This is a genomic window from Pseudomonas sp. GW821-FHT03C07 (genome assembly GCF_059420925.1).
The window spans coordinates 121,547-142,508 of the sequence record NZ_JBWKUQ010000004.1 but is presented as its reverse complement, the minus strand read 5'-3'; the positions used below and the strand labels follow the sequence as shown (position 1 = coordinate 142,508).

Genomic DNA, 20,962 nt, shown 5'->3' with positions numbered 1-20,962 from the left:
CATTAGTCTCCCGCCTTGCCACTCCATCATAGATGGAGCGTTTGCTGATACCTACACAAGACGAGATATCTCCGGGCATAAAAAAGCCCAACCGGTAAAGATTGGGCTTTTTCAAAAATATGGTCGGGACGGAGTGATTCGAACACTCGACCCCTAGCACCCCATGCTAGTGCGCTACCGGACTGCGCTACGCCCCGACTAGGCGTGAAACTGGGTTTTGCTTCTTGTGGAAGCGAGGAGAAATATACCGCAAGCTTTTGAAATGTCAAAGTATTTTAAAACCTTGAATCACTTCTTCAGCACCACCAGCACGTCCTCAAGCTCCGAGATCATCTGGCGGATCAGTTGCTTGTACTGGGTGCTGTCATCCTTGGCCTCATCGCCGGAGAGACGCAGACGCGCCCCGCCGATGGTGAACCCCTGGTCGTACAGCAACGCGCGAATCTGCCGGATCATCAGCACGTCATGGCGCTGATAATACCGGCGATTGCCACCACGCTTGGCGGGGTTGAGTTGAGGAAACTCCTGTTCCCAGTAACGCAGCACGTGCGGTTTTACCGCACACAGCTCGCTGACTTCACCAATGGTGAAGTAGCGTTTGCCTGGGATCGGCGGAAGCTCGTCGTTATGACTTGGTTCCAGCATAGGCCTCAACTCGGGCTTTCAACTTCTGCCCTGGACGAAAGGTGACCACACGGCGAGCCGTGATCGGGATTTCTTCTCCCGTTTTTGGATTGCGGCCAGGCCGCTGGCGTTTGTCCCGCAAATCAAAATTGCCGAAACCCGACAGTTTGACCTGCTCGTTGTCTTCGAGAGCGTGTCTGATTTCTTCAAAAAACAGTTCGACCAATTCCTTGGCCTCCCGTTTGTTCAGACCCAGCTCCTCGTAGAGACGTTCCGCCATTTCAGCTTTCGTCAGAGCCCCCATACGTCACTTCCTTAACGTGGCGTTCAACCTGGTTTCGAGCGAGGTGAGGATATTTTGCGTCGTGGAATTCACCTCATCGTCATTAAGAGTGCGCGATGGATGCTGCCAGGTCAAGCCAACTGCAAGGCTTTTTCTATGCGGATCAATACCTTTACCCTCATAGACGTCAAAGAGCCTGAGCTCTGTGAGCCATTCACCTGCATTTTCACGAATTACGTCCAACACGGCACTGGAAGCCACGCCCTTGTCCGCCAGCAACGCCAGGTCACGACGCACTTCAGGAAAACGCGACAGCTCGCTGAATTTAGGCATTTTTCCCAAGGCCACTTCAGCCAGTACCAGCTCGAAAACGAAAACCGGACGGTCGAGACCGAGGGTTTTCGACAATTCGGGGTGGATTGCGCCGACAAAGCCGACCAGACGCCCTTCCCGCTCGATGCGCGCGGTCTGACCCGGGTGCAACGCAGGGTGTTTGCCCGGCACGAAGGTGAACGAATCCAGTGCACCGGCAAAGCCCAGCAGCGCTTCCACGTCAGCCTTGACGTCGAAGAAGTCGATGGTGTCGCGACCCTGTGCCCAGCCTTCCGGCAGACGGCTGCCGCAAACCACACCGGCCAGCATCGGCTCTTGCTTCAGGCCTTCCAGTTGACCGACAAAACGCAGGCCGCTTTCAAACAGGCGCACGCGATCCTGCTGACGGTTCAGGTTGTGCTGCAACGCCTTGACCAGACCCGGCCACAGGGACGAGCGCATGGCCGCCATGTCGTTGGAGATCGGGTTGGCCAGCAGCAACGGCTCGACGCCCGGGTTGAACAGTTCGAACTGCTTCGGATCGATGAAGCTGTAGGTAATCGCTTCCTGGTAACCGCGAGCCACCAGCAGGCGACGCAGCTCAGGCAGGTTGCTACGGGCTTCAGCCTTGGCTTGTGGCGCCAGGCGAGCTTGCGGGTAGCGAACCGGCAGGCGGTTGTAGCCGTACAGACGCGCCAGTTCTTCGATCAGGTCGACTTCCAGACTGATATCGAAGCGATGGCTTGGCACTTCTACCTGCCACTGCCCTGCTCCGCTGGCAACAATGCCCAGGCCCAGGCCGGACAACAGGCGCTCGACCTGCGGCGCGTCCATCTCCATGCCCAACATCTGGGTGATGCGCTCGGCACGCAGGGTCACCGGGGCAATGGAAGGCAGGTGCGCTTCGCTGACGGTTTCGATGATCGGGCCGGCTTCGCCACCGGTGATTTCCAGCAGCAGGCCAGTGGCGCGCTCCATGGCTTCACGGGCCAGTTGCCAGTCCACGCCACGCTCGTAGCGGTGCGAGGCATCGGTGTGCAGGCCATAGGAGCGGGCCTTGCCAGCGACGGCGATCTGATCGAAGAACGCGCTTTCGAGGAAGATGTCGCGGGTGGTCGCGGTGTTGACGCCGCTGTGCTCGCCCCCCATCACGCCGGCAATCGCCAGGGCGCGGGTGTGGTCGGCAATCACCAGGGTATCGCTACGCAGGGTGACTTCCTGACCGTCGAGCAGCACCAGCTTCTCGCCCTCTTCGGCCATGCGCACGCGGATGCCGCCATTGATCTCGGAAAGATCGAAAGCGTGCAGCGGCTGGCCCAGCTCGATCATCACGTAGTTGGTGATGTCGACGGCGGCGTCGATGCTGCGCACGTCGGAACGACGCAGGCGCTCGACCATCCACAGCGGGGTCGGCTTCGATAGGTCGACGTTACGGATAACGCGACCCAGGTAACGCGGGCAAGCGGCCGGCGCCAGGACTTCGATCGAACGGACTTCGTCATGCACGGCAGGTACGGCCGGTACCACCGGGCGGGTGACCGGAGCGGCATACAGCGCGCCGACTTCACGGGCCAGGCCAGCCAGGGACAGGCAGTCGCCACGGTTCGGGGTCAGGTCGACCTCGATGCTGGCGTCGTCCAGGCTCAGGTAGACACGAATGTCTTCGCCGACCGGCGCATCAGCTGCCAGCTCCATCAGGCCATCATTGCCTTCACCGACCTGCAGCTCGGCTTGCGAGCAGAGCATGCCGTTGGACTCGACGCCCCGCAGCTTGGCTTTCTTGATCTTGAAGTCGCCCGGCAGCTCGGCACCGATCATCGCGAACGGGATCTTCAGGCCCGGGCGCACATTCGGCGCGCCGCAGACCACCTGGAAGGTCTCCGAACCATTGCTGACCTGGCACACGCGCAGTTTGTCGGCATCCGGGTGCTGTTCGGTGCTGAGGACTTCACCGACGATCACGCCGCTGAACGCGCCAGCGGCCGGCGTCACGCTATCGACCTCAAGACCGGCCATGGACAGACGAGCAACCAGCTCGTCGCGGCTCACTTGCGGGCTTACCCAGCCACGCAGCCATTGTTCACTGAATTTCATCCTGCTCTCCTAATAGATTCGTTACGGGTCGCGACCTAGCGAAATTGCGCGAGGAACCGCAAGTCGTTGTCGAAGAACAGGCGCAAGTCGTTCACGCCGTAACGCAGCATGGCCAGGCGTTCAACGCCCATGCCGAAGGCAAAGCCCTGGAACTCTTCCGGGTCGATCCCGGACATGCGCAGCACGTTCGGGTGAACCATGCCGCAGCCCATGACTTCCAGCCAGCCGGTCTGCTTGCAGACGCGACAGCCTTTACCACTGCACATCACGCATTCCATGTCGACTTCAGCGGACGGCTCGGTGAACGGGAAGTAGGACGGACGGAAACGCACCGCCAGTTCCTTTTCGAAGAACACCCGCAGGAACTCTTCGATGGTGCCTTTGAGGTCGGCAAAATTGATGTCGCGATCGACCAGCAGGCCTTCGACCTGGTGGAACATCGGCGAGTGGGTGATATCCGAGTCGCTACGGTACACACGGCCTGGGCAGACGATGCGGATCGGCGGCTTTTTCGATTCCATGGTGCGGACCTGAACCGGCGAGGTATGGGTGCGCAGCAACATGTTGGCATTGAAATAGAAGGTGTCATGCATCGACCGGGCCGGGTGATGGCCTGGGATGTTGAGCGCTTCGAAGTTGTGGTAATCGTCTTCCACCTCGGGACCTTCGGCGATGCCGTAGCCGATGTGGGTGAAGAATTGTTCGACACGTTCCAGAGTCCGGGTAACCGGATGCAGTCCGCCGGAGGTCTGGCCGCGGCCAGGCAGGGTCACGTCAATGGACTCGGCGGCGAGTTTGGCGGCGAGATCCGACTCCTCGAACGACGCCTTGCGCGCATTGAGAACCTCTGTGACACGCTCCTTGGCGACGTTGATCAGCGCACCGACTTGCGGTCGCTCTTCTGCCGGCAAGCTGCCCAGGGTCTTCATCACCTGAGTCAATTCACCTTTCTTGCCAAGGTAGTGAACCCGGATTTGCTCCAGGGCATTGATATCTTCAGCGCTTTGCACAGCCTCGAGAGCTTGAGAGACCAGCGCGTCCAGGTTTTCCATGTACAGACTCCAGATACGAAATAGGGGAAGAGCTTTAAGGCTCTTCCCCTATTTATGACGTTTAACACCGGGCCTCACAAAGGCAAGGCCCAGTGATTGTCGGGGGGTACTTAAGCCAAGGTGGCTTTAGCTTTCTCGACAATCGCAGCAAACGCAGCTTTTTCGTTCACAGCCAGATCAGCCAGAACCTTACGGTCGATCTCGATGGACGCTTTTTTCAGGCCAGCGATGAAACGGCTGTAGGACAGACCGTTAACACGTGCACCGGCGTTGATACGAGCGATCCACAGAGCGCGGAACTGACGTTTTTTCTGACGACGGTCGCGGTAGGCGTATTGGCCTGCCTTGATGACCGCTTGCTTGGCAACACGGAATACGCGCGAGCGAGCGCCGTAGTAGCCTTTTGCAAGTTTCAGAATCTTTTTGTGACGCTTACGGGCAATGACGCCACGCTTTACACGAGCCATGAGTTACTTCCTCTATTCTTGAACCAAAATTAACGAAGGCGCAGCATGCGCTCGACTTTTGCCACGTCAGACGGATGCAGCAAGCTGCTACCGCGCAGTTGACGCTTACGCTTGGTCGACATTTTGGTCAGGATGTGGCTCTTGAAAGCGTGCTTGTGCTTGATGCCGTTAGCAGTTTTCAGAAACCGCTTGGCAGCACCACTTTTAGTTTTCATCTTTGGCATGTTCGGATACTCCGCATTCAGTTGATAAACATAACCGCAAGGCCTGCCGTGCCCTGGTGGTTACTTCTTCTTTTTCGGGGCGATGACCATAATAAGCTGGCGTCCTTCCATCTTAGGATGCTGTTCGACCGAACCGTACTCGAGCAGGTCACCTTCAACCCGCTTGAGGAGTTCCATCCCCAGCTCCTGGTGGGCCATCTCACGACCGCGGAATCTCAAGGAAACCTTGGCCCTGTCCCCATCACTCAGGAAACGTACCAGGTTGCGCAGTTTTACCTGGTAATCCCCTTCCTCCGTCCCTGGACGAAACTTGATTTCTTTAACCTGCACTTGCTTCTGGTTTTTCTTCGCAGCAGCAATTTGCTTTTTCTTTTCGAAAATCGACTTGCCGTAGTCCATCACCCGGCAGACGGGTGGCACTGCATCGGCGGAAATCTCCACCAGATCCAGTTTGGCTTCTTCGGCAATCCGAAGCGCTTCATCAATCGAGACGATGCCAATCTGCTCGCCATCAGCGCCAATTAACCGAACCTCGCGTGCCGAGATATTCTCGTTGATCGGGGCCTTCGGTGCAGCTCGTTTATCTTGTCTCATTTCACGCTTAATAGTAATTACTCCGAATCTGGGCGACCACGCCGGGAAACCGCTTGCGCGAGGAACTCGGCGAACTGGGCGACGGGCATCGAGCCCAGGTCAGCACCTTCACGAGTACGCACAGCGACAGTCTGCATCTCGACTTCCCGATCTCCGATAACCAAAAGATAGGGAACCTTGAGCAAAGTATGCTCGCGGATTTTAAAGCCGATCTTTTCATTTCTCAAGTCGGACTTGGCACGAAATCCGCTTTCGGCCAGAGTTTTTTCCACTTCGAGGGCAAAATCAGCCTGCTTGTCCGTGATATTCATGATCACGGCCTGGGTTGGCGCCAGCCAGGCAGGGAACGCACCCTCGTAGTGTTCGATCAGAATCCCGACGAAACGCTCGAAGGAGCCGAGGATCGCCCGGTGCAGCATGACCGGGTGCTTACGGCTGTTGTCTTCGGACACGTATTCGGCGCCCAGACGGATCGGCAGGTTGAAATCGAGCTGCAGGGTACCACACTGCCACACGCGACCGAGACAGTCCTTGAGCGAAAATTCGATTTTCGGACCGTAGAAGGCGCCTTCGCCCGGCTGCAGGTCGTACGGCAGGCCGGCGCTGTCGAGCGCGGCAGCCAGTGCGCTTTCGGCGCGATCCCACAATTCGTCGGAACCCACGCGCTTTTCAGGGCGGGTAGACAGCTTCATTTCGATGTCTTTGAAGCCGAAGTCGGCGTAGACATCCATGGTCAGCTTGATGAACGCCGCGGATTCAGCCTGCATCTGCTCTTCGGTGCAGAAGATGTGGGCGTCGTCCTGGGTGAAAGCCCGCACGCGCATGATGCCGTGCAGCGCACCCGATGGCTCGTTACGGTGGCAGGCACCGAACTCGGCCAGGCGCATCGGCAGCTCGCGGTAGCTCTTCAGGCCCTGATTGAACACCTGTACGTGGCACGGGCAGTTCATCGGCTTGATGGCGTAGTCGCGGCTTTCCGACTGGGTGGTGAACATGTTTTCGGCGTAGTTGGCCCAGTGTCCGGATTTCTCCCACAGGGAGCGATCGACCACTTGCGGGGTCTTGATCTCCAGGTAGCCGTTGTCACGCTGCACCTTGCGCATGTACTGCTCGAGCACCTGGTACAGGGTCCAGCCGTTCGGGTGCCAGAACACCATGCCCGGCGCTTCTTCCTGGGTATGGAACAGGCCCAGGCGCTTGCCGATCTTGCGATGGTCGCGTTTTTCCGCTTCTTCGATACGCAGAACGTAAGCGGCCAGTTGCTTCTTGTCGGCCCAGGCGGTGCCATAGACGCGCTGCAGCTGTTCGTTCTTGGCATCGCCGCGCCAGTAGGCGCCGGACAGCTTGGTCAGCTTGAAGGATTTCAGGAAGCGCGTGTTCGGCACGTGCGGACCACGGCACATGTCGACGTATTCTTCGTGATAGTACAGACCCATGGCCTGCTCGTTCGGCATGTCCTCGACCAGGCGCAGCTTGTAGTCTTCGCCACGCTGGGTGAACACGTCGATGACTTCGGCGCGCGGCGTGACCTTCTTGATCACGTCGTAGTCTTTTTCGATCAGCAGTTGCATGCGCTGCTCGATCGCGGCCAGGTCGTCCGGGGTGAACGGACGCTCGTAGGCGATATCGTAGTAAAAGCCTTCATCGATGACCGGACCGATGACCATTTTCGCCGTTGGGTACAGCTGCTTGACCGCGTGGCCAACCAGGTGCGCGCAAGAGTGGCGAATGATCTCCAGCCCCTCTTCGTCCTTGGGCGTGATGATTTGCAGGGTGGCGTCGCTGTTGATCAGGTCGCAAGCGTCGACCAGCTTGCCGTTGACCTTGCCGGCCACGGTGGCCTTGGCCAGGCCAGCACCAATGGAAGCGGCGACCTCGGCTACGGAAACCGGGTGATCGAACGAACGTTGACTGCCGTCGGGAAGAGTAATAGTGGGCATGGCGCCTCCTCTCCTAGTGGTGACCCCTACCAAAGGTCACGTGGGTTGGGATGAGCAGCCAGTACGCGACTCGTCCAGCCGTTTAATGAAAAACGCCTGCCGCACAGTGGCAGGAGCCGTAAGGCCAACCGGAAACGAACCAGAGTGACTGGAGTTCAAAAAAAGGTTTGATGGCACGGTATCGAGCGCGAAACACGACTGCAATACCAAAAATAACCAAGTCGGGGATGCTAGCACAGATGAACGGTCATCGCCTCGTTCACAAACTGCTAAAGTCGCGGGGGTTTTGTGCCCCGGGGTGAACTTGCCCCCCGCTCTGCCCCTCAAATGCCAAGCAACATGGTATTCACCCGTTTTCAAGGAGTATTCGAACATGCGCCTGATTCATCTTTTCGCCTTTGCCGCCCCGCTCGCCCTATTGTTGCCACTGAGCGCACAGGCCGCCTGGCCCGCCGGCGCCAAAGCCAGCTACATGAAAGACTGCGTTGGCGCGGCCAGCCAGAGCGTCAACGCCACCGTCGCCAAGCAGCATTGCACCTGCGGCGCCGATGTTCTGGAGAAGAAATTCACCACCCAGGAAATTACCCAACTGATGAACGCCAAGACGCCGGCCCCTGCGGACCTACAGACCCGCGCCTTGAACGAAATCGCCGTCTGCAAGGTGCAGAAGTAACCCGCCACCCTGGGACTTTTGCGCCTCAGATCGGGTGAAAACCGCCCGAAAAGGTGATTTTTATCAATCTTTACGCAGCTTTTATGGGTTTTTTTAGGGGCTGTCGTTTCTAGTGAAAGCCTTTAAAACCGGGGCCTCCAGCCAATAAAGCGGCTAAAGAAAGCGCGACTGACGGGCAAACCGCTGCTGGGGGGGGCTCCCAAGTCGAACATTTCGACTATGATAGCCCTGTGTGCCCAGTTGGCCTGAGCAGCACAGTACTACTGAAAATATATGTTTCTTGGAGATACACCATGTCTAATCGCCAAACCGGCACCGTAAAATGGTTCAACGATGAAAAAGGCTTCGGCTTCATCACTCCTCAAGGTGGCGGTGACGACCTGTTCGTACACTTCAAAGCTATCGAAAGCGACGGTTTCAAAAGCCTGAAAGAAGGCCAGACCGTTTCCTTCGTGGCTGAGAAAGGCCAAAAGGGTATGCAAGCTGCACAGGTTCGTCCGGAGTAAGTTTTCCGCGAACTGAAAAAACCCCGTCCATGCGACGGGGTTTTTTATGGGCGCTACAAAAGCCCGAAGGCCTCAGCCGCAGTTGGCGCGAATGATTTTGCCACTGCTGTCGGTGTTGAGGTTCAGACGGTCCGAACGGTACTCCAGGGTCACCATGTCGTTAGGCCCCAGGACCCGCGCGCTCTGCGCGCCGCTACGGCTGCGGGCCTGCTCCAGCAATGCGGCGGAGGCCGTCTGGCCGATGGTGAAATCGGCGCCTTTGGCTTCGCAGCGATCGTAGGGGGTCTGGGTGCCCGAGTCCTTGGCTGGCGCTTTAGCCGCGGAGGACTCGGAGGTGGTGCAACCCGCCAGTACCGATAGGGCCAACAGCGTCCCCAGGGATGCAAGCTTCCAAGGCATGAAGCCTCCTTCAAATAAAATAAGTAGAGTGCGTGCGACCGCGATTTGCGGCATTGGTTGCACGCAAGGTGCCAGATCATCCGATTCCGACAGCCGCAGTCGACAAGTCTGCCTGACCTGCCGGAGGACTTCTCCGGGGAATCGTGACTGAATATGAACGAGCGCTGTCGCTCAGTAGACGTCGATGTAATCGAAGGGCGGGTTGGGCCAGTTCTGCTTCAGGGCATTGAACACCTGCATGACCCAGACCTCGTCGGCGGCCGCAACCTTGCCGACGTAGCCGGAGCCGGCCGCCCAGGTTTCCAGGCGGAACAGCAGGTCGTCGATCTGCGCGCCACCGACAATCCCCGAGGAAATATAGGCCAGCCCCGAGCGCGTCACGCGCAGCTGGGTATGCACCTCATCGCTGGCCGCCGCGAGCATCTGGCGCACCGCGTCCAGGGTCAGGCTGCCGGGGTTGTTCAGATCGATTTGCATGTAATCACTTAAGGCGTGCCAGACGCTCTGTCAGCAAGTTGAAGAAGCCTTGAGCATCGCCATTCTCGACCCAGAACACGTTCTTGGGCTGCTTCAGGCCGTCGTACCAGTCGACGATGGTCTGGCCGAAGGTCGGACCTTCACGGCTGTCGATCAGCATGTTGACCTGACGTCCGCTGAACAGCTCGGGTTTGAGCAGGTAGGCGATGACGGTGGCGTCGTGTACCGGGCCGCCAGGAATACCGTAGTGTTCCATGTCGCCCTTGACGTATTCGTTGAGGATATCACCGACCACCTGGCTGGCGTTGTTGTTCAGTGCCGCGATCCTCTTCAGGCGCTCGTCGCTGGTGAGGATCTTGTGGGTCACGTCCAGAGGCAGGTAGGTCAGCTTGACACCGCTATTGAGCACCACTTCGGCGGCCTGGGGGTCGGCGAACAGGTTGAACTCAGCCACCGGGGTGATATTGCCGCCGTTGAAATGCGCACCGCCCATCACCACCACTTCCTTGATGCCCTGGGTGATCTCGGGGTTCTGGATCAAGGCCAGCGCCAGGTTGGTCTGCGGCCCGAGCATGGCGATGGTGATGCTGTGGGGCTTGGCCGCGCGCAGGGTCTCGATCAGGTAGCTGACCGCGTTGCCCTTGGCCAGAGGCGCCTTGGGTTCATGCACGGTGACCCCGGAGAGGCCTTCCTTGCCGTGGATATTCTCGGCATAGATCGGTGTGCGTAGCAGCGGCTTGGGCGCACCGGCATATACCGGCACGTCTTCGCGCCCTGCCCACTCGCGGGCCAGGCGAGCATTACGCGAGGTCTTGTCCAGGCGCACGTTGCCGGCCACGGTGGTCAGCGCGCGAATCTGCAGCTCCTGCGGCGAAGCCAGGGCGAACAGCAGCGCCACCACGTCGTCGGCCCCCGGGTCGGTGTCGATGATCAGGTCGATTTTTTCCGCCGCCTGGGCGCCTGTAGCCGTGAGGAAGGACAAAATCAGCAGACTCCGAAACCAACATTGCAAGATCTGAGCATAGCGTTGCATGGCGCACTCCTTGTGCAAGAAAGAACAGTCAAAACGTAACGCCGGCCACCAGCACGATGTTGCAGTAAGGCTGGCATTCGCCGGTGCGCACGACAGCCTTGGCCTGACGGTTGAGCACTTTGAATTCTTCATGGCTGAGCAGCCGGCGCTGGCCCATGGCGCCCTCGGCGTTCAGCGCCTCCAGGTGTTCCAGGGCCGCTGGCCGCTTGAGCAGGATTTCCTCGGCCAGCACATGGCTCTCGACCTGCATTTCACTGAGCACTGTGCGCAGGGTGCTGATGAAATCGGGAATGCCCTGAGTCAGGGCCAGGTCGATCAGTTCCACGCCCGGCGGAACCGGCAGACCGGCGTCGCCGATCACCAGCATGTCGCCATGACCCAGGGAGGCGATCAGGCGCGACAGGGCAATATTGAGCAAAGGTGTTTTTTTCATGGCGATTTGAAACCTTGTACGTCGGACAAGTGGGGAATGGACGGCTGGGCACCGGCACGGGTCACCGACAGCGCCGCCGCAACCTGGCCGAAGCGAATCGCCTCGGCCTCGCTTTGCCCTTGGGCCAGCGCCGCGGCAAAACCGCCGACAAAGGTGTCGCCGGCCGCCGTGGTGTCGAGGGCCTTGACCTTGGGCGCGGGGAAATGCGCAGAACCCTGACTATCGGCGAACAACGAGCCCTGAGCACCAAGGGTGACGATCACCTTCCCGGCCCCGGCGGCTATCAACTGGGTGGCGGCCGCCCGGGCACTCGCCAGGGAGTCCACCGGCAGGCCACTCAGGGCCGAGGCTTCGCTTTCATTGGGAATCAGGTAGTCGATCGAGGCGTACCAGTCGGCCGGCAGCGGCGCGCTGGCCGGCGCCGGGTTGAGAATCACGATCTTGCCCAGCTCGCGCCCACGCTTGAGGGCGTAGCCGACGGTTTCCATCGGCACCTCCAATTGGCAGATGATCACATCCGCCTCCTGGAGCAGCGCATCGAAGCCCTTGAGCACCTCGGGGGAAAGACAACCGTTGCCGCCAGCAACGATGACAATGGCGTTCTGGCTGCTGGCATCGACGACGATCAGCGCGACACCACTGGACACACCCGGCGCCACCGTGACCGCCTGACAATCGATGCCCTCGACCAGCAGCGCATCGCGCAGTTGCGCACCGTAGGCATCGTCACCCACGCAGCCGATCATCGACACCGTGGCACCCAGGCGCGCGGCCGCCACGGCCTGGTTCGCGCCCTTGCCGCCAGAGACCGTGGCGAACGACTGACCCACCAGGGTCTCACCCGCCCGCGGCAGGCGTTCGGCGCGGGTGACCAGGTCCATGTTGAGGCTGCCCACCACCACTACTTTTGCTTGCATACATCAGTACCCATCAATTCGATTCAGCGGTATTGCGCAAACACGCCCGGCACCCGGGCCGTCGATTCGCGCAGGACAATACTTGGTGTCACGATCCGCCGGTCAACCGCCAGCAGTGGCGTGGCGATTCTGTTCAAGAGCATTTCAGCCGCGGTTTCCCCCAGTTGCAGAATCGACTGGCCGACCGTGGTCAACGCCGGGTAGACATAGCGGCTCATCTGGATATCGTCGAAGCCGATCACCGACAGCTCGCTGGGCACGCGGACATTGCGTTCCGCCGCCGCGCGCAATACGCCGATGCCGAGCATGTCGTTACCGGCGAAGATCGCGCTGGGCGGGTCCTGCGCCAGGAGCAAGGCCGCCGCCTGATAACCGCCGGTGCTGGTGAAATCGCTTTCCACCACCCAGCGCTCGGGCACCTGCACCGCCGCCTGCTCCAGCGCTCGCCGATAACCGGCCAGACGCATCTGCGCCACACTGGTATCGGCCGGACCGCCGATAAAGGCGATCGCCCGATGCCCCAACTCCAGCAAGTGCCGGGTGGCCAGGTAAGCGCCCTCTTCGTGGTCAATGCGCACCAGATCGGTTTCGATCCCGGCAATGCCCCGGTCGACAATCACCATGGGCGTGCGCACCGCCGCCAAACCGTCGGCAAAGCTGTCGTCGCCGCCAGTGGAAGCAACGATGAGGCCGTCGACCCGCTTCTCCAGCAGCACCCGCAGGTAGCTGCGCTGCTTGTCCGGGTCGTCGTCGGAGTTGCAGAGGATCACACAGTAGTTGTTGCGCTCGCAGTAATCCTCGATGCCCCGCGCCAACTCGGCGAAGTACGGGTTGAGGCTGTTGGGCACCAGCAGGCCGATGGTCGCTGTGGTCTTGGCTTTCAACGAGCGCGCCACGGCGCTGGGCACATAGTCGAGCTGGGCGATGGCCGCCTCGACCTTGAGCCGCACCTTTTCGCTGACCGGCCGCGTCTTGTTCAGCACATGGGACACCGTGGTGTACGAAATCTCGGCCAACGCCGCCACATCCTTGATGGTTGCCATGCCTCAGCCCCGCCGACGGGCGCGTTGACTGCGGTAGGTATCGAGTACCACCGCGATCACGATCACCGCGCCAGTGATGATACGTTTGGTCGGCTCGGTGGCGCCGATCTGCGCCAGCCCCGCCGCCAGCACCGAGATGATCAGCACACCGAAGAAGGTGCTGACCACCGAACCGCGACCGCCCATCAAGCTGGTACCGCCGATCACTACGGCGGCGATCACTTGCAGCTCCAGGCCGGAACCGGCATTCGGGTCCGCCGCTTCCAGGCGCGAAATCTGGAACAGCGCGGCGACACCGGCGAGCAGGCCCATCAGGCTGAACACCAGGATCTTGTACGGTTTGGGATTGATCCCCGCCAGGCGCACGGCTTCCTCGTTGGTGCCGATGCCGATCAGGTAACGGCCGAACACGGTCCGCGTCAGCACCAACTGGGCGACGATGATCACCAGCAAGGCGATGATGAACGACGGCGAAATGCCAAAGGCCACCGGGTTCGACAGCCAGGCGAACGAGTCGCCGATATAGGCGGTGCGCGAGCCGGTCATTTGGTAGGCCAGGCCCCGGGCCATTTCCAGCACGCCGAGAGACACGATAAACGACGGAATGCGCCAGGCCACGGTGATCGAGCCGGTCACGGTGCCGGCCAACGCCGCGCAGCCCATGCCCAGCACCGAGGCCGGCAACACCCCCCAGCCCCAACCGAGCATCGCCACGCTGACTGCCGAAGCCGCCAGGGCCAAGACCGAACCCACCGACAGGTCGATGCCGCCGATGATCAACACGAAGGTCATGCCCACCGCCAGCACCATCAGGTCGGGAATCTGGTTGGCCAGGGTGCTGAAGGTGTCATAGGAGAGGAAATGACTGCTCAGGCTGGAAAACAGGATGATCATGGCGAGCAAGGCGCCCGCCAGGCCCAGGTAGGTGCCCAGGCCATAGAAGTGACGCGAGGTCTTGCCGGCAGCAGGTGCAGTTTTCATAAGGTATTCCTGGGCGCCGCTTCGTGGAGCAGCGCATCACGTTTTTGGTAGCCGGCGAACGCGGCGGCAAGCAACTCATCCTGGGTCCAGCTATCACGCTCGAAGGTCTCGATCAGGCGGCCGGCCGAGAGCACGCCGATGCGGTCGCAGATCAGCATCAGCTCGCGCAGGTCGCTGGACACCACCACCAGTGCCTTGCCCTGGCGGGTCAGTTCGCCCAACAAGGCATAGATATCGAATTTGGCGCCGACGTCGATCCCTCGGGTTGGCTCATCGAACAGCAACACCGCGCAGTCGCGCTCCAGCCAACGACCGATCACCACCTTCTGCTGGTTGCCACCGGACAGCTCGGACACCAGTTGATCGGGACTCGAACTGCGAATGCGCATGGCATCGATCTGACGCTGTGCCAGCGCCGACTCGTCACGCCCGTTGACCAGGCCGGCGCTGGAAATCGCCGGCATATTGCCCAGGGCGATATTGGCGCTGATCGATTGCGTCAGCAGCAGCCCCTCGCCCTTGCGGTCCTCGGTGATCAGGGCGATGCCATGGCGCACCGCATCGACCGGCGAACGAATGTCCGCGACGCGCGCCGACGGACCAAGGCCCACCGTACCGCTGTCGGCGATATCGGCGCCGTAGATCAGCCGCAGCAGCTCGGTGCGACCGGCGCCGATCAGGCCGGAAATGCCGAAGATTTCACCGGCGCGCACTTCGAACGAGACGTCGAGCACCTTGTCCCCACGGCTCAGGCCGTTGACGGTCAGGGCCGGCGCGCCGATCGTGCGCACGCCCATGTCGATATGTTCGCCCAGCTCGCGGCCGACCATCAGGTTGACCAGTTGCTCGCTGTTGTAATTGGCCATCGGCTCGACGCAGACCAGGTTGCCGTCGCGCAACACCGCAATACGCTGGGCGACCCGGGCCAGTTCTTCAAGCCGGTGGGAGATATAGATGATCGCCACGCCACGGGCTTGCAGGCGGGCAATCTGGTCGAAGAGCATTTCGACTTCGCGGGCGGTAAGCATCGCGGTCGGCTCGTCGAGAATCAGTACATGGCAATCGCCGATCAGGTTGCGAGCGATTTCCACCATCTGCTGGTGACCGATACCCAGTTCGCCGACCAGGGTGTCCGGGTCGATGGCATCGAGGCCGACCTGGGCCATGGCTTCGATGGCGGCACTGCGCAACTGCTTGCGACTGATCCAGCCACCGTGGCTGGGCAGGTTATCGAGAAACAGGTTTTCCGCCACGGACAATGTCGGCAACAGATTGAGTTCCTGCATGACCATGCGGATGCCCAGCTCTTCAGCCTGGGTCCGACTGCCCGGGGTATAAGCGCGGCCATTGAACAGCATCTGCCCGGTGGTCGGCGTGACCAGCCCGCCGATGATCTTTGACAGCGTGCTTTTGCCGGCACCGTTTTCACCGGTCAGCGCCAACACTTCGCCGCGCAGCAACGTCAGGTCGATGTTGCTGAGGACAGGTTGCGCGTAGGTCTTGCCGATACCGCTGACCGACAGGACAGCGTTCGGAGCGGAAGATGACATAGGAAAGTCTCCATGCGCCCGCTCAGGACGAGCGGGCACCATTGAACGGCGAGAGGTTTACTTCTTGAGGACCAGCTCGACCGGGGTTTCGATCACGCCGTCCTTGCTGTCGACTTTTTCGCCCTTGATGACTTTCAGCGCGGTTTCGATGCCGAACACCGCCTGCTTGGCGGCGAACTGGTCGGCGGTGGCAAGCACACGACCGTCCTGGAGCATCGGCTTGATGGCATTGATATTGTCATAGCCGACCACTTGTACCTTGCCGGCCTTGCCCGCCGAGCGCACAGCGGAGACGGCGCCCAGGGCCATGCTGTCGTTGCCGGCGAGCAGCGCCTTGAGGTTCGGGTATTCGTTGAGCATCGCCGAGGCAACCGCATTGCCCTTGTCGATTTCCCAGTCGCCGGACTGCACGGAGACAATCTTCATGCCCCCGACCTTCATCGCATCGGTGAAACCGGCGGTGCGCATCTGGGCGTTGGTGGTGGTGGACACCCCTTCGATGATGCCGACCTCGTCACCGGCTTTCAGCTGCTTGGCCAGGTACTCGCCGACCAGGCGCGCGCCCTTGCGGTTGTCAGGACCGACAAAGGGCACTTCGATGCCTTTGCTTTTCAGCACGCCGACGTCGAGCTGGTTGTCGATGTTGATCACGACGATCCCGGCATCCTTGGCTTTCTTGATCACCGAGACCATGGCCTTGGAGTCGGCCGGGGCGATCACGATGGCGTTGACCTTGGAGACGATCATCTGGTTGACGATGTCGATCTGCGCGGTGGTATCGGTTTCGTTCTTGATGCCGTTGGAGATCAGCTCGAAATCGGCGCTGTGGCCTTTCTGGTAGTCCTTGGCGCCGTCTTCCATGGTGCGGAAGAATTCGTTGGCGAGGGATTTCATCACCAGGCCGACCTTGGGTTTGGCGGCAGCGTCGGCGGCGAAGGCCTGGGACAGCGGCAGGGTGGCGGAGGCGGCGGCAAGTACGGCGACAGCAAGAAGGCGTCCAGCGAATGGCAACTTCATGGGGTTTACTCCGGATCTTATGATTGTTGTGAGCAACGCCAGGAGCGTGACGGGAAATGCGTGTGCACAGCCCTGGAAACAGTTCGCGCAAACGTTTGCGTCATCCAACTATGCGAACCTTCCGTCGATTTGTCAACGGTCTGTCACAGCATAGTCGCCGGTCTGACAATCACGAAAATCCCCACCGGGTCGAACCAGGATTCCCCGCTTCCTTAGCCCCGAGGCTGGCCGACGGGCTACGCATCCCGCTGTAAAATCTGATTATTTTTTCGATTGGCACACACCAAATCGCAAAAAGCGTTGTCAGACGCACCTCACCATTCCCTGACAGTTGCGAAATGACTTACAGTTAAATACTGTATGCACGTACAGCTAATTAAGGATTGTTCCGTGGCCAACTCAACCTCCGCCTCCGCTGCTCCCAGCACTTACGAACGCATGGGCCTGCGCGTCCAGAAAATCATCAACTCGCCGAACGCCCAGAAAGCCAAGGCCGCCCTGCTCTTTCGCCTGCCGGACGAACCGTTGGACGAGTGGGAGCAACTGCTCGAGGAAATCGCCGAGAACGACAACGTCACCCTGGCCTACCGCGACGACGGTGGCGTGCAAATTTTCTGGGTTGTACCGAAGGAAGACTGAACCAATGATTGTCCGCTTTATCGCCTTGCTGTGTTTTTTCTGTGTTTTGCCGGCCCAGGCCGATGCGCCCCGCACCTTCGCCGAAGCCAAGAAAGTCGCCTGGAAGCTCTACGCCCGGCAGTCCACGGAGTTCTATTGCGGCTGCAAGTACAACGGTAACCGGGTCGACCTGGAGGCCTGCGGGTATGTACCGCGCAAAAATGCCCAGCGCGCCGCGCGCATCGAGTGGGAACACATTGTCCCGGCCTGGCAGATCGGTCATCAGCGTCAGTGCTGGCAACAGGGCGGACGCAAGAACTGCAGCCAGAACGATGCGACCTACAAAAAGGCCGAGGCCGACCTGCACAACCTGGTGCCGAGCATCGGCGAGGTCAACGGCGACCGCAGCAACTTCAGCTTTGGTTGGTTGCCGGTGCAGAAAGGCCAATACGGTTCCTGCCTGACCCAGGTCGACTTCAAGGCCAAGAAGGTCATGCCACGCCCGTCGATTCGCGGAATGATCGCGCGGACCTATTTCTACATGAGCAAGCAGTACGGCCTGCGCCTGTCGAGACAGGATCGCCAGTTGTATGAAGCCTGGAACAAGACCTACCCGGTCCAGGCCTGGGAGCGCCAGCGCAACCAGAGCGTGGCCTGCGTCATGGGTCACGGCAACGGCTTTGTCGGGCCGGTGAACCTCAAGGCCTGCGGCTGAGCCTTCAGGCACGTCTATCCCCTGCGCTGAAACACAACCTTGTAGGAGCTAGCTTGCTGGCGATTGCGGTCTGACAGTCGACATCTCCGTCGCCTGAACAACCGCTATCGCCAGCAAGCTAGCTCCTACAGAGGCGTGTTTCAGCGCGAGTATCGGGGTGTCCGCAAGCGGCCAGGGTTCAATAGCCCGGCGCCGGCGCAGCGGTCGTTTGCGCTGGGCTATCGGCAGGCGCCTGGTGCTCCACCACCTCGGAGTCCATGTTCTGCTTGTCGGCCAACTGCGCCTTTTTCTGCTCGGCAATCTCCTTGGTCGCGAACGGTCCGGCAATGACCTTGCCGTTATCGAGGATCTTGAACGGATAACCGTGCTCGATCAGCCAGGCGGTCCAGTCGGTGAGGGCCTTGCTCTTGTCATCCTTGATCAGCAGATCCCAGCCGCCCACAGGCGCTACCGCGACCGGTGCCACGGTCACTTTCGCCGGTTCGACCTTGTTTCCCGACCCATCACCACACCCCGCCAGCACCACGAGTGCCACCATCACTGCTATTCTGCGCACAACGCGTCTCCCGTAATGATCAGTTAATGTGATTTTATCACCTTGCAGCCTGTCTTAACCTCGTTCCACTGGCTGTGGCGGTCTTATCAGGCTGAATTACCGACGATTTTCCGACTCTGGGGAATTAAATAGAATGAAATGACGTCTGTAATGAACCACCCGTTCGGATGCACTTAGCGGTATTCTGTGTGTAAGACCTAAGCCAGGAATGCCTGAGAAAGGCACCTTAGTAACATTCAAGGAGAAAGACATGCTGATACTCACCCGCAAAGTCGGTGAAAGCATCAACATCGGTGACAACATCACGATCACGATTCTGGGCGTTAGCGGCCAGCAAGTCCGGGTGGGCATCAACGCTCCCAAGGACGTTGCCGTGCACCGTGAAGAGATTTACCAGCGCATCCAGGCCGGACTCTCGGCCGGTGATAAAGAACCAAAGTAAGCCTGCTCCCTCGTCAGCCCGCCGTTTTCAGGGTCGCGGCTGACGAAAGCTCCCCCCTCTCCTCGCTGCTTGCTCAACCGCGCGCGTTATTTCAACTCCCCAGGATCAGACCGCCCGCCGGCAACGGCAGCGCCGTCTTGTAGCGCACCTGCTTGAGGGCAAAACTCGAGCGGATGTTCGCCACCCCCGGCACCTTGGTCAGAAAATCCATCATAAAGCGCTCCAGCGCCTGGATCGTCGGCACCAGCACGCGGATCAGATAGTCCGGATCACCGGCCATCAGGTAGCACTCCATCACCTCCGGCCGATCGGCAATCGCCGCCTCGAAATGCTGCAACGCCTCTTCCACCTGTTTTTCCAGGCTGACATGGATAAACACGTTGACGTGCAGGCCGAGCAATTCCGGATCGAGCAAGGTCACCTGCTCGCGAATCAGCCCCAGTTCCTCCATGGCCTTGACCCGGTTGAAGCACGGCGTCGGCGACAGGTTGACCGAACGGGCGAGGTCGGCGTTGGTAATGCGGGCATTCTCCTGAAGGCTGTTGAGAATCCCGATGTCGGTGCGATCCAGTTTGCGCATGAGATAAAAACACCTGCTTTTTATGGTTATGCAGATTTTTTATCTGCAAATCATCTTAAGCGCAACGAAACAGAGAGAAATATTCTTCTTCGTCCGGCCTATGATTGTTGTAGGACAAGATTTCCCTTACCCAGGGAATAATTGCCAGCTCGCGCGCCCACTACAAGAAATTCACAAGATAGAGCGTAGAAAGCCATGACCTCAGCGTACGCACCGCTGCGCCTGCACGTTCCTGAACCTTCAGGCCGTCCGGGTTGCAAGACAGACTTCAGTTACCTGCGCCTGACCGATGCCGGCCAGGTCCGCAAGCCCCCGATCGACGTCGAACCCGCCGACACCGCCGATTTGGCCAAAGGCCTGATCCGCGTGCTCGACGACCAGGGCCAGGCCCTTGGCCCCTGGGCCGAAGGCGTGCCGCTGGCGATCCTGCGCCAGGGCATGCGCGCCATGCTCAAGACCCGTATCTTCGACACGCGCATGGTGGTTGCCCAGCGCCAGAAAAAAATGTCGTTCTACATGCAGAGCCTTGGCGAGGAAGCCATTGGCAGCGCCCAGGCCCTGGCCCTGAACCTCGATGACATGTGCTTCCCCACCTACCGCCAGCAGAGCATCCTGATGGCCCGGGAAGTGCCGCTGGTGGACATGATCTGCCAACTGCTGTCCAACGAGCGCGATCCGCTCAAGGGCCGGCAACTGCCGATCATGTACTCAGTGCGTGACCATGGCTTCTTCACCATTTCCGGCAACCTGGCCACCCAGTTCGTCCAGGCCGTCGGCTGGGGCATGGCTTCGGCGATCAAGGGCGATACCAAGATCGCGTCCGGCTGGATCGGCGACGGCGCCACCGCCGAGTCGGACTTCCACACCGCCCTGACCTTCGCCCACGTTTACCGCGCCCCGGTGATCCTCAACGTGGTCAACAACCAGTGGGCAATCTCCACCTTCCAGGCCATCGCCGGCGGTGAAGCCACCACCTTCGCCGGACGTGGCGTGGGCTGCGGCATCGCCTCGCTGCGGGTCGACGGCAATGACTTTATCGCGGTCTACGCGGCCTCCACCTGGGCCGCCGAACGGGCCCGACGCAACCTCGGGCCGACCCTGATCGAGTGGGTTACCTACCGCGCCGGCCCGCATTCCACCTCCGACGACCCGTCCAAGTACCGTCCCGCCGACGACTGGAGCCACTTCCCCCTGGGCGACCCGATCATGCGCCTCAAGCAGCACCTGATCGCCATCGGCCAGTGGTCCGAAGAAGAACACGCCGCGGTCAGCGCCGAACTGGAAGCCGAGATCATCGCCGCGCAAAAGGAAGCCGAACAGTTCGGCACCCTGGCCGGCGGGCAGATGCCCAGCGCCGCGACCATCTTCGAGGACGTCTACAAGGACATGCCCGAGCACTTGCGGCGGCAGCGTCAGGAATTGGGGTTATAAG

The 20,962-nt window shown here is 60.2% G+C and carries 25 protein-coding genes and 1 tRNA gene; 6 read left to right on the top strand and 20 right to left on the bottom strand.

Going from position 1 to position 20,962, the window contains the following annotated elements; translation table 11 throughout:
- Positions 1-120: 120 nt before the first annotated feature.
- The 9 genes from AC07VG_RS09900 to thrS form a co-directional block, all read right to left on the bottom strand.
- Positions 121-197 (bottom strand) — tRNA-Pro (locus tag AC07VG_RS09900).
- Between the two features lie 91 nt (positions 198-288).
- On the bottom strand, positions 289-645 hold the full coding sequence (locus AC07VG_RS09895) for a MerR family transcriptional regulator (protein WP_017128239.1): 357 nt from the start codon (positions 643-645) through the stop codon (positions 289-291).
- The gene (gene ihfA, locus AC07VG_RS09890) at positions 626-928 is read right to left on the bottom strand and encodes an integration host factor subunit alpha (RefSeq protein ID WP_002553164.1); all 303 of its coding nucleotides are present in this window, start codon (positions 926-928) and stop codon (positions 626-628) included. Before ihfA ends, AC07VG_RS09895 begins: the two co-directional genes overlap by 20 nt.
- 3 nt (positions 929-931) lie before the next feature.
- Entirely contained in the window at positions 932-3,313 is a 2,382-nt protein-coding gene (gene pheT, locus AC07VG_RS09885) for a phenylalanine--tRNA ligase subunit beta (protein ID WP_495020942.1), read from the bottom strand.
- A 35-nt stretch (positions 3,314-3,348) separates the two neighbouring features.
- A complete protein-coding gene (gene pheS / locus AC07VG_RS09880) occupies positions 3,349-4,365 on the bottom strand; it encodes a phenylalanine--tRNA ligase subunit alpha (RefSeq protein ID WP_495004376.1) in 1,017 nt (338 codons plus the stop codon).
- 110 nt (positions 4,366-4,475) lie between these two features.
- Complete coding sequence (rplT, locus tag AC07VG_RS09875; protein ID WP_002553161.1) at positions 4,476-4,832, bottom strand: 50S ribosomal protein L20; 357 nt, start codon at positions 4,830-4,832, stop codon at positions 4,476-4,478.
- Between the two features lie 29 nt (positions 4,833-4,861).
- Positions 4,862-5,056 carry a 50S ribosomal protein L35 gene (gene rpmI / locus AC07VG_RS09870; protein WP_002553160.1) on the bottom strand — a complete coding sequence of 65 codons (195 nt, stop codon included), beginning with the start codon at positions 5,054-5,056 and terminating at the stop codon, positions 4,862-4,864.
- A 60-nt stretch (positions 5,057-5,116) separates the two neighbouring features.
- Positions 5,117-5,668 (bottom strand): translation initiation factor IF-3, encoded by a 552-nt coding sequence (gene infC / locus AC07VG_RS09865; protein ID WP_177103717.1) that lies wholly within the window; start codon positions 5,666-5,668, stop codon positions 5,117-5,119.
- On the bottom strand, positions 5,668-7,590 hold the full coding sequence (thrS, locus tag AC07VG_RS09860) for a threonine--tRNA ligase (protein WP_495004375.1): 1,923 nt from the start codon (positions 7,588-7,590) through the stop codon (positions 5,668-5,670). The genes infC and thrS overlap by 1 nt, the downstream gene beginning before the upstream one ends.
- Before the next feature lie 373 nt (positions 7,591-7,963).
- On the opposite strand from thrS, the gene AC07VG_RS09855 reads away from it, so the two are divergent.
- Positions 7,964-8,263, top strand: a complete 300-nt coding sequence (locus AC07VG_RS09855; protein WP_495004374.1) for a hypothetical protein — start codon at positions 7,964-7,966, stop codon at positions 8,261-8,263.
- 293 nt (positions 8,264-8,556) lie between these two features.
- Positions 8,557-8,769, top strand: a complete 213-nt coding sequence (locus AC07VG_RS09850; RefSeq protein ID WP_003179963.1) for a cold-shock protein — start codon at positions 8,557-8,559, stop codon at positions 8,767-8,769.
- Positions 8,770-8,841: 72 nt separating this feature from the next.
- On the opposite strand, the gene AC07VG_RS09845 is transcribed toward AC07VG_RS09850, so the two are convergent.
- The 9 genes from AC07VG_RS09845 to AC07VG_RS09805 form a co-directional block, all read right to left on the bottom strand.
- Entirely contained in the window at positions 8,842-9,168 is a 327-nt protein-coding gene (locus AC07VG_RS09845; RefSeq protein ID WP_495004373.1) for an I78 family peptidase inhibitor, read from the bottom strand.
- A 171-nt stretch (positions 9,169-9,339) separates the two neighbouring features.
- Entirely contained in the window at positions 9,340-9,645 is a 306-nt protein-coding gene (locus tag AC07VG_RS09840; RefSeq protein WP_495020941.1) for a hypothetical protein, read from the bottom strand.
- A gap of 4 nt (positions 9,646-9,649) precedes the next feature.
- Positions 9,650-10,678 (bottom strand): nucleoside hydrolase, encoded by a 1,029-nt coding sequence (locus AC07VG_RS09835; protein ID WP_495020940.1) that lies wholly within the window; start codon positions 10,676-10,678, stop codon positions 9,650-9,652.
- Positions 10,679-10,706: 28 nt separating this feature from the next.
- Positions 10,707-11,111, bottom strand: a complete 405-nt coding sequence (gene rbsD / locus AC07VG_RS09830) for a D-ribose pyranase (RefSeq protein WP_495004370.1) — start codon at positions 11,109-11,111, stop codon at positions 10,707-10,709.
- Positions 11,108-12,028: a ribokinase gene (gene rbsK, locus AC07VG_RS09825; protein ID WP_495004369.1), complete on the bottom strand. Its 921-nt coding sequence runs from the start codon at positions 12,026-12,028 to the stop codon at positions 11,108-11,110. The genes rbsD and rbsK overlap by 4 nt, the downstream gene beginning before the upstream one ends.
- A gap of 23 nt (positions 12,029-12,051) precedes the next feature.
- Positions 12,052-13,071, bottom strand: coding sequence for a LacI family DNA-binding transcriptional regulator (locus AC07VG_RS09820; RefSeq protein ID WP_495004368.1), 1,020 nt, complete (start codon positions 13,069-13,071; stop codon positions 12,052-12,054).
- Between the two features lie 3 nt (positions 13,072-13,074).
- On the bottom strand, positions 13,075-14,052 hold the full coding sequence (locus AC07VG_RS09815) for an ABC transporter permease (protein WP_495004367.1): 978 nt from the start codon (positions 14,050-14,052) through the stop codon (positions 13,075-13,077).
- Positions 14,049-15,602 (bottom strand): sugar ABC transporter ATP-binding protein, encoded by a 1,554-nt coding sequence (locus AC07VG_RS09810; RefSeq protein WP_495004366.1) that lies wholly within the window; start codon positions 15,600-15,602, stop codon positions 14,049-14,051. Before AC07VG_RS09810 ends, AC07VG_RS09815 begins: the two co-directional genes overlap by 4 nt.
- A 57-nt stretch (positions 15,603-15,659) precedes the next feature.
- Entirely contained in the window at positions 15,660-16,619 is a 960-nt protein-coding gene (locus AC07VG_RS09805) for a sugar ABC transporter substrate-binding protein (protein ID WP_495020939.1), read from the bottom strand.
- Between the two features lie 360 nt (positions 16,620-16,979).
- Between AC07VG_RS09805 and AC07VG_RS09800 the strand changes: the two genes are divergently transcribed.
- On the top strand, positions 16,980-17,258 hold the full coding sequence (locus AC07VG_RS09800) for a DUF1654 domain-containing protein (RefSeq protein ID WP_495004364.1): 279 nt from the start codon (positions 16,980-16,982) through the stop codon (positions 17,256-17,258).
- 4 nt (positions 17,259-17,262) lie between these two features.
- Entirely contained in the window at positions 17,263-17,952 is a 690-nt protein-coding gene (locus AC07VG_RS09795; protein WP_495004363.1) for an endonuclease, read from the top strand.
- Between the two features lie 178 nt (positions 17,953-18,130).
- Here the strand turns inward: AC07VG_RS09795 and AC07VG_RS09790 are convergent, their stop codons facing one another.
- Positions 18,131-18,508 (bottom strand): SPOR domain-containing protein, encoded by a 378-nt coding sequence (locus tag AC07VG_RS09790; protein WP_495004362.1) that lies wholly within the window; start codon positions 18,506-18,508, stop codon positions 18,131-18,133.
- Positions 18,509-18,758: 250 nt separating this feature from the next.
- Here AC07VG_RS09790 and csrA point away from each other — a divergent pair, with 250 nt between their 5' ends.
- Positions 18,759-18,950 (top strand): carbon storage regulator CsrA, encoded by a 192-nt coding sequence (csrA, locus tag AC07VG_RS09785; RefSeq protein WP_100940160.1) that lies wholly within the window; start codon positions 18,759-18,761, stop codon positions 18,948-18,950.
- A 91-nt stretch (positions 18,951-19,041) separates the two neighbouring features.
- Here csrA and bkdR read toward each other — a convergent pair whose 3' ends face one another.
- A complete protein-coding gene (gene bkdR / locus AC07VG_RS09780) occupies positions 19,042-19,530 on the bottom strand; it encodes a Bkd operon transcriptional regulator BkdR (protein WP_103496452.1) in 489 nt (162 codons plus the stop codon).
- A 195-nt stretch (positions 19,531-19,725) separates the two neighbouring features.
- Here bkdR and AC07VG_RS09775 point away from each other — a divergent pair, with 195 nt between their 5' ends.
- Complete coding sequence (locus AC07VG_RS09775) at positions 19,726-20,961, top strand: 3-methyl-2-oxobutanoate dehydrogenase (2-methylpropanoyl-transferring) subunit alpha (protein ID WP_495004361.1); 1,236 nt, start codon at positions 19,726-19,728, stop codon at positions 20,959-20,961.
- The last annotated feature ends 1 nt before the right edge of the window (position 20,962 follow it).

Excerpts from the sequence above, each read along its gene's own strand:
- rpmI (WP_002553160.1), bottom strand. The coding sequence starts at position 5,056 with ATGCCAAAGATGAAAACTAAAAGTGGTGCTGCCAAGCGGTTTCTGAAA.
- AC07VG_RS09805 (WP_495020939.1), bottom strand. The coding sequence starts at position 16,619 with ATGAAGTTGCCATTCGCTGGACGCCTTCTTGCTGTCGCCGTACTTGCC.
- rbsD (WP_495004370.1), bottom strand. The coding sequence starts at position 11,111 with ATGAAAAAAACACCTTTGCTCAATATTGCCCTGTCGCGCCTGATCGCC.
- AC07VG_RS09845 (WP_495004373.1), bottom strand. The coding sequence starts at position 9,168 with ATGCCTTGGAAGCTTGCATCCCTGGGGACGCTGTTGGCCCTATCGGTA.
- pheT (WP_495020942.1), bottom strand. The coding sequence starts at position 3,313 with ATGAAATTCAGTGAACAATGGCTGCGTGGCTGGGTAAGCCCGCAAGTG.
- AC07VG_RS09895 (WP_017128239.1), bottom strand. The coding sequence starts at position 645 with ATGCTGGAACCAAGTCATAACGACGAGCTTCCGCCGATCCCAGGCAAA.
- AC07VG_RS09840 (WP_495020941.1), bottom strand. The coding sequence starts at position 9,645 with ATGCAAATCGATCTGAACAACCCCGGCAGCCTGACCCTGGACGCGGTG.
- AC07VG_RS09835 (WP_495020940.1), bottom strand. The coding sequence starts at position 10,678 with ATGCAACGCTATGCTCAGATCTTGCAATGTTGGTTTCGGAGTCTGCTG.
- thrS (WP_495004375.1), bottom strand. The coding sequence starts at position 7,590 with ATGCCCACTATTACTCTTCCCGACGGCAGTCAACGTTCGTTCGATCAC.
- csrA (WP_100940160.1), top strand. The coding sequence starts at position 18,759 with ATGCTGATACTCACCCGCAAAGTCGGTGAAAGCATCAACATCGGTGAC.
- rplT (WP_002553161.1), bottom strand. The coding sequence starts at position 4,832 with ATGGCTCGTGTAAAGCGTGGCGTCATTGCCCGTAAGCGTCACAAAAAG.
- AC07VG_RS09820 (WP_495004368.1), bottom strand. The coding sequence starts at position 13,071 with ATGGCAACCATCAAGGATGTGGCGGCGTTGGCCGAGATTTCGTACACC.
- AC07VG_RS09810 (WP_495004366.1), bottom strand. The coding sequence starts at position 15,602 with ATGTCATCTTCCGCTCCGAACGCTGTCCTGTCGGTCAGCGGTATCGGC.
- AC07VG_RS09795 (WP_495004363.1), top strand. The coding sequence starts at position 17,263 with ATGATTGTCCGCTTTATCGCCTTGCTGTGTTTTTTCTGTGTTTTGCCG.
- ihfA (WP_002553164.1), bottom strand. The coding sequence starts at position 928 with ATGGGGGCTCTGACGAAAGCTGAAATGGCGGAACGTCTCTACGAGGAG.
- AC07VG_RS09850 (WP_003179963.1), top strand. The coding sequence starts at position 8,557 with ATGTCTAATCGCCAAACCGGCACCGTAAAATGGTTCAACGATGAAAAA.
- AC07VG_RS09775 (WP_495004361.1), top strand. The coding sequence starts at position 19,726 with ATGACCTCAGCGTACGCACCGCTGCGCCTGCACGTTCCTGAACCTTCA.
- AC07VG_RS09855 (WP_495004374.1), top strand. The coding sequence starts at position 7,964 with ATGCGCCTGATTCATCTTTTCGCCTTTGCCGCCCCGCTCGCCCTATTG.
- AC07VG_RS09800 (WP_495004364.1), top strand. The coding sequence starts at position 16,980 with ATGCACGTACAGCTAATTAAGGATTGTTCCGTGGCCAACTCAACCTCC.
- rbsK (WP_495004369.1), bottom strand. The coding sequence starts at position 12,028 with ATGCAAGCAAAAGTAGTGGTGGTGGGCAGCCTCAACATGGACCTGGTC.
- AC07VG_RS09815 (WP_495004367.1), bottom strand. The coding sequence starts at position 14,052 with ATGAAAACTGCACCTGCTGCCGGCAAGACCTCGCGTCACTTCTATGGC.
- pheS (WP_495004376.1), bottom strand. The coding sequence starts at position 4,365 with ATGGAAAACCTGGACGCGCTGGTCTCTCAAGCTCTCGAGGCTGTGCAA.
- bkdR (WP_103496452.1), bottom strand. The coding sequence starts at position 19,530 with ATGCGCAAACTGGATCGCACCGACATCGGGATTCTCAACAGCCTTCAG.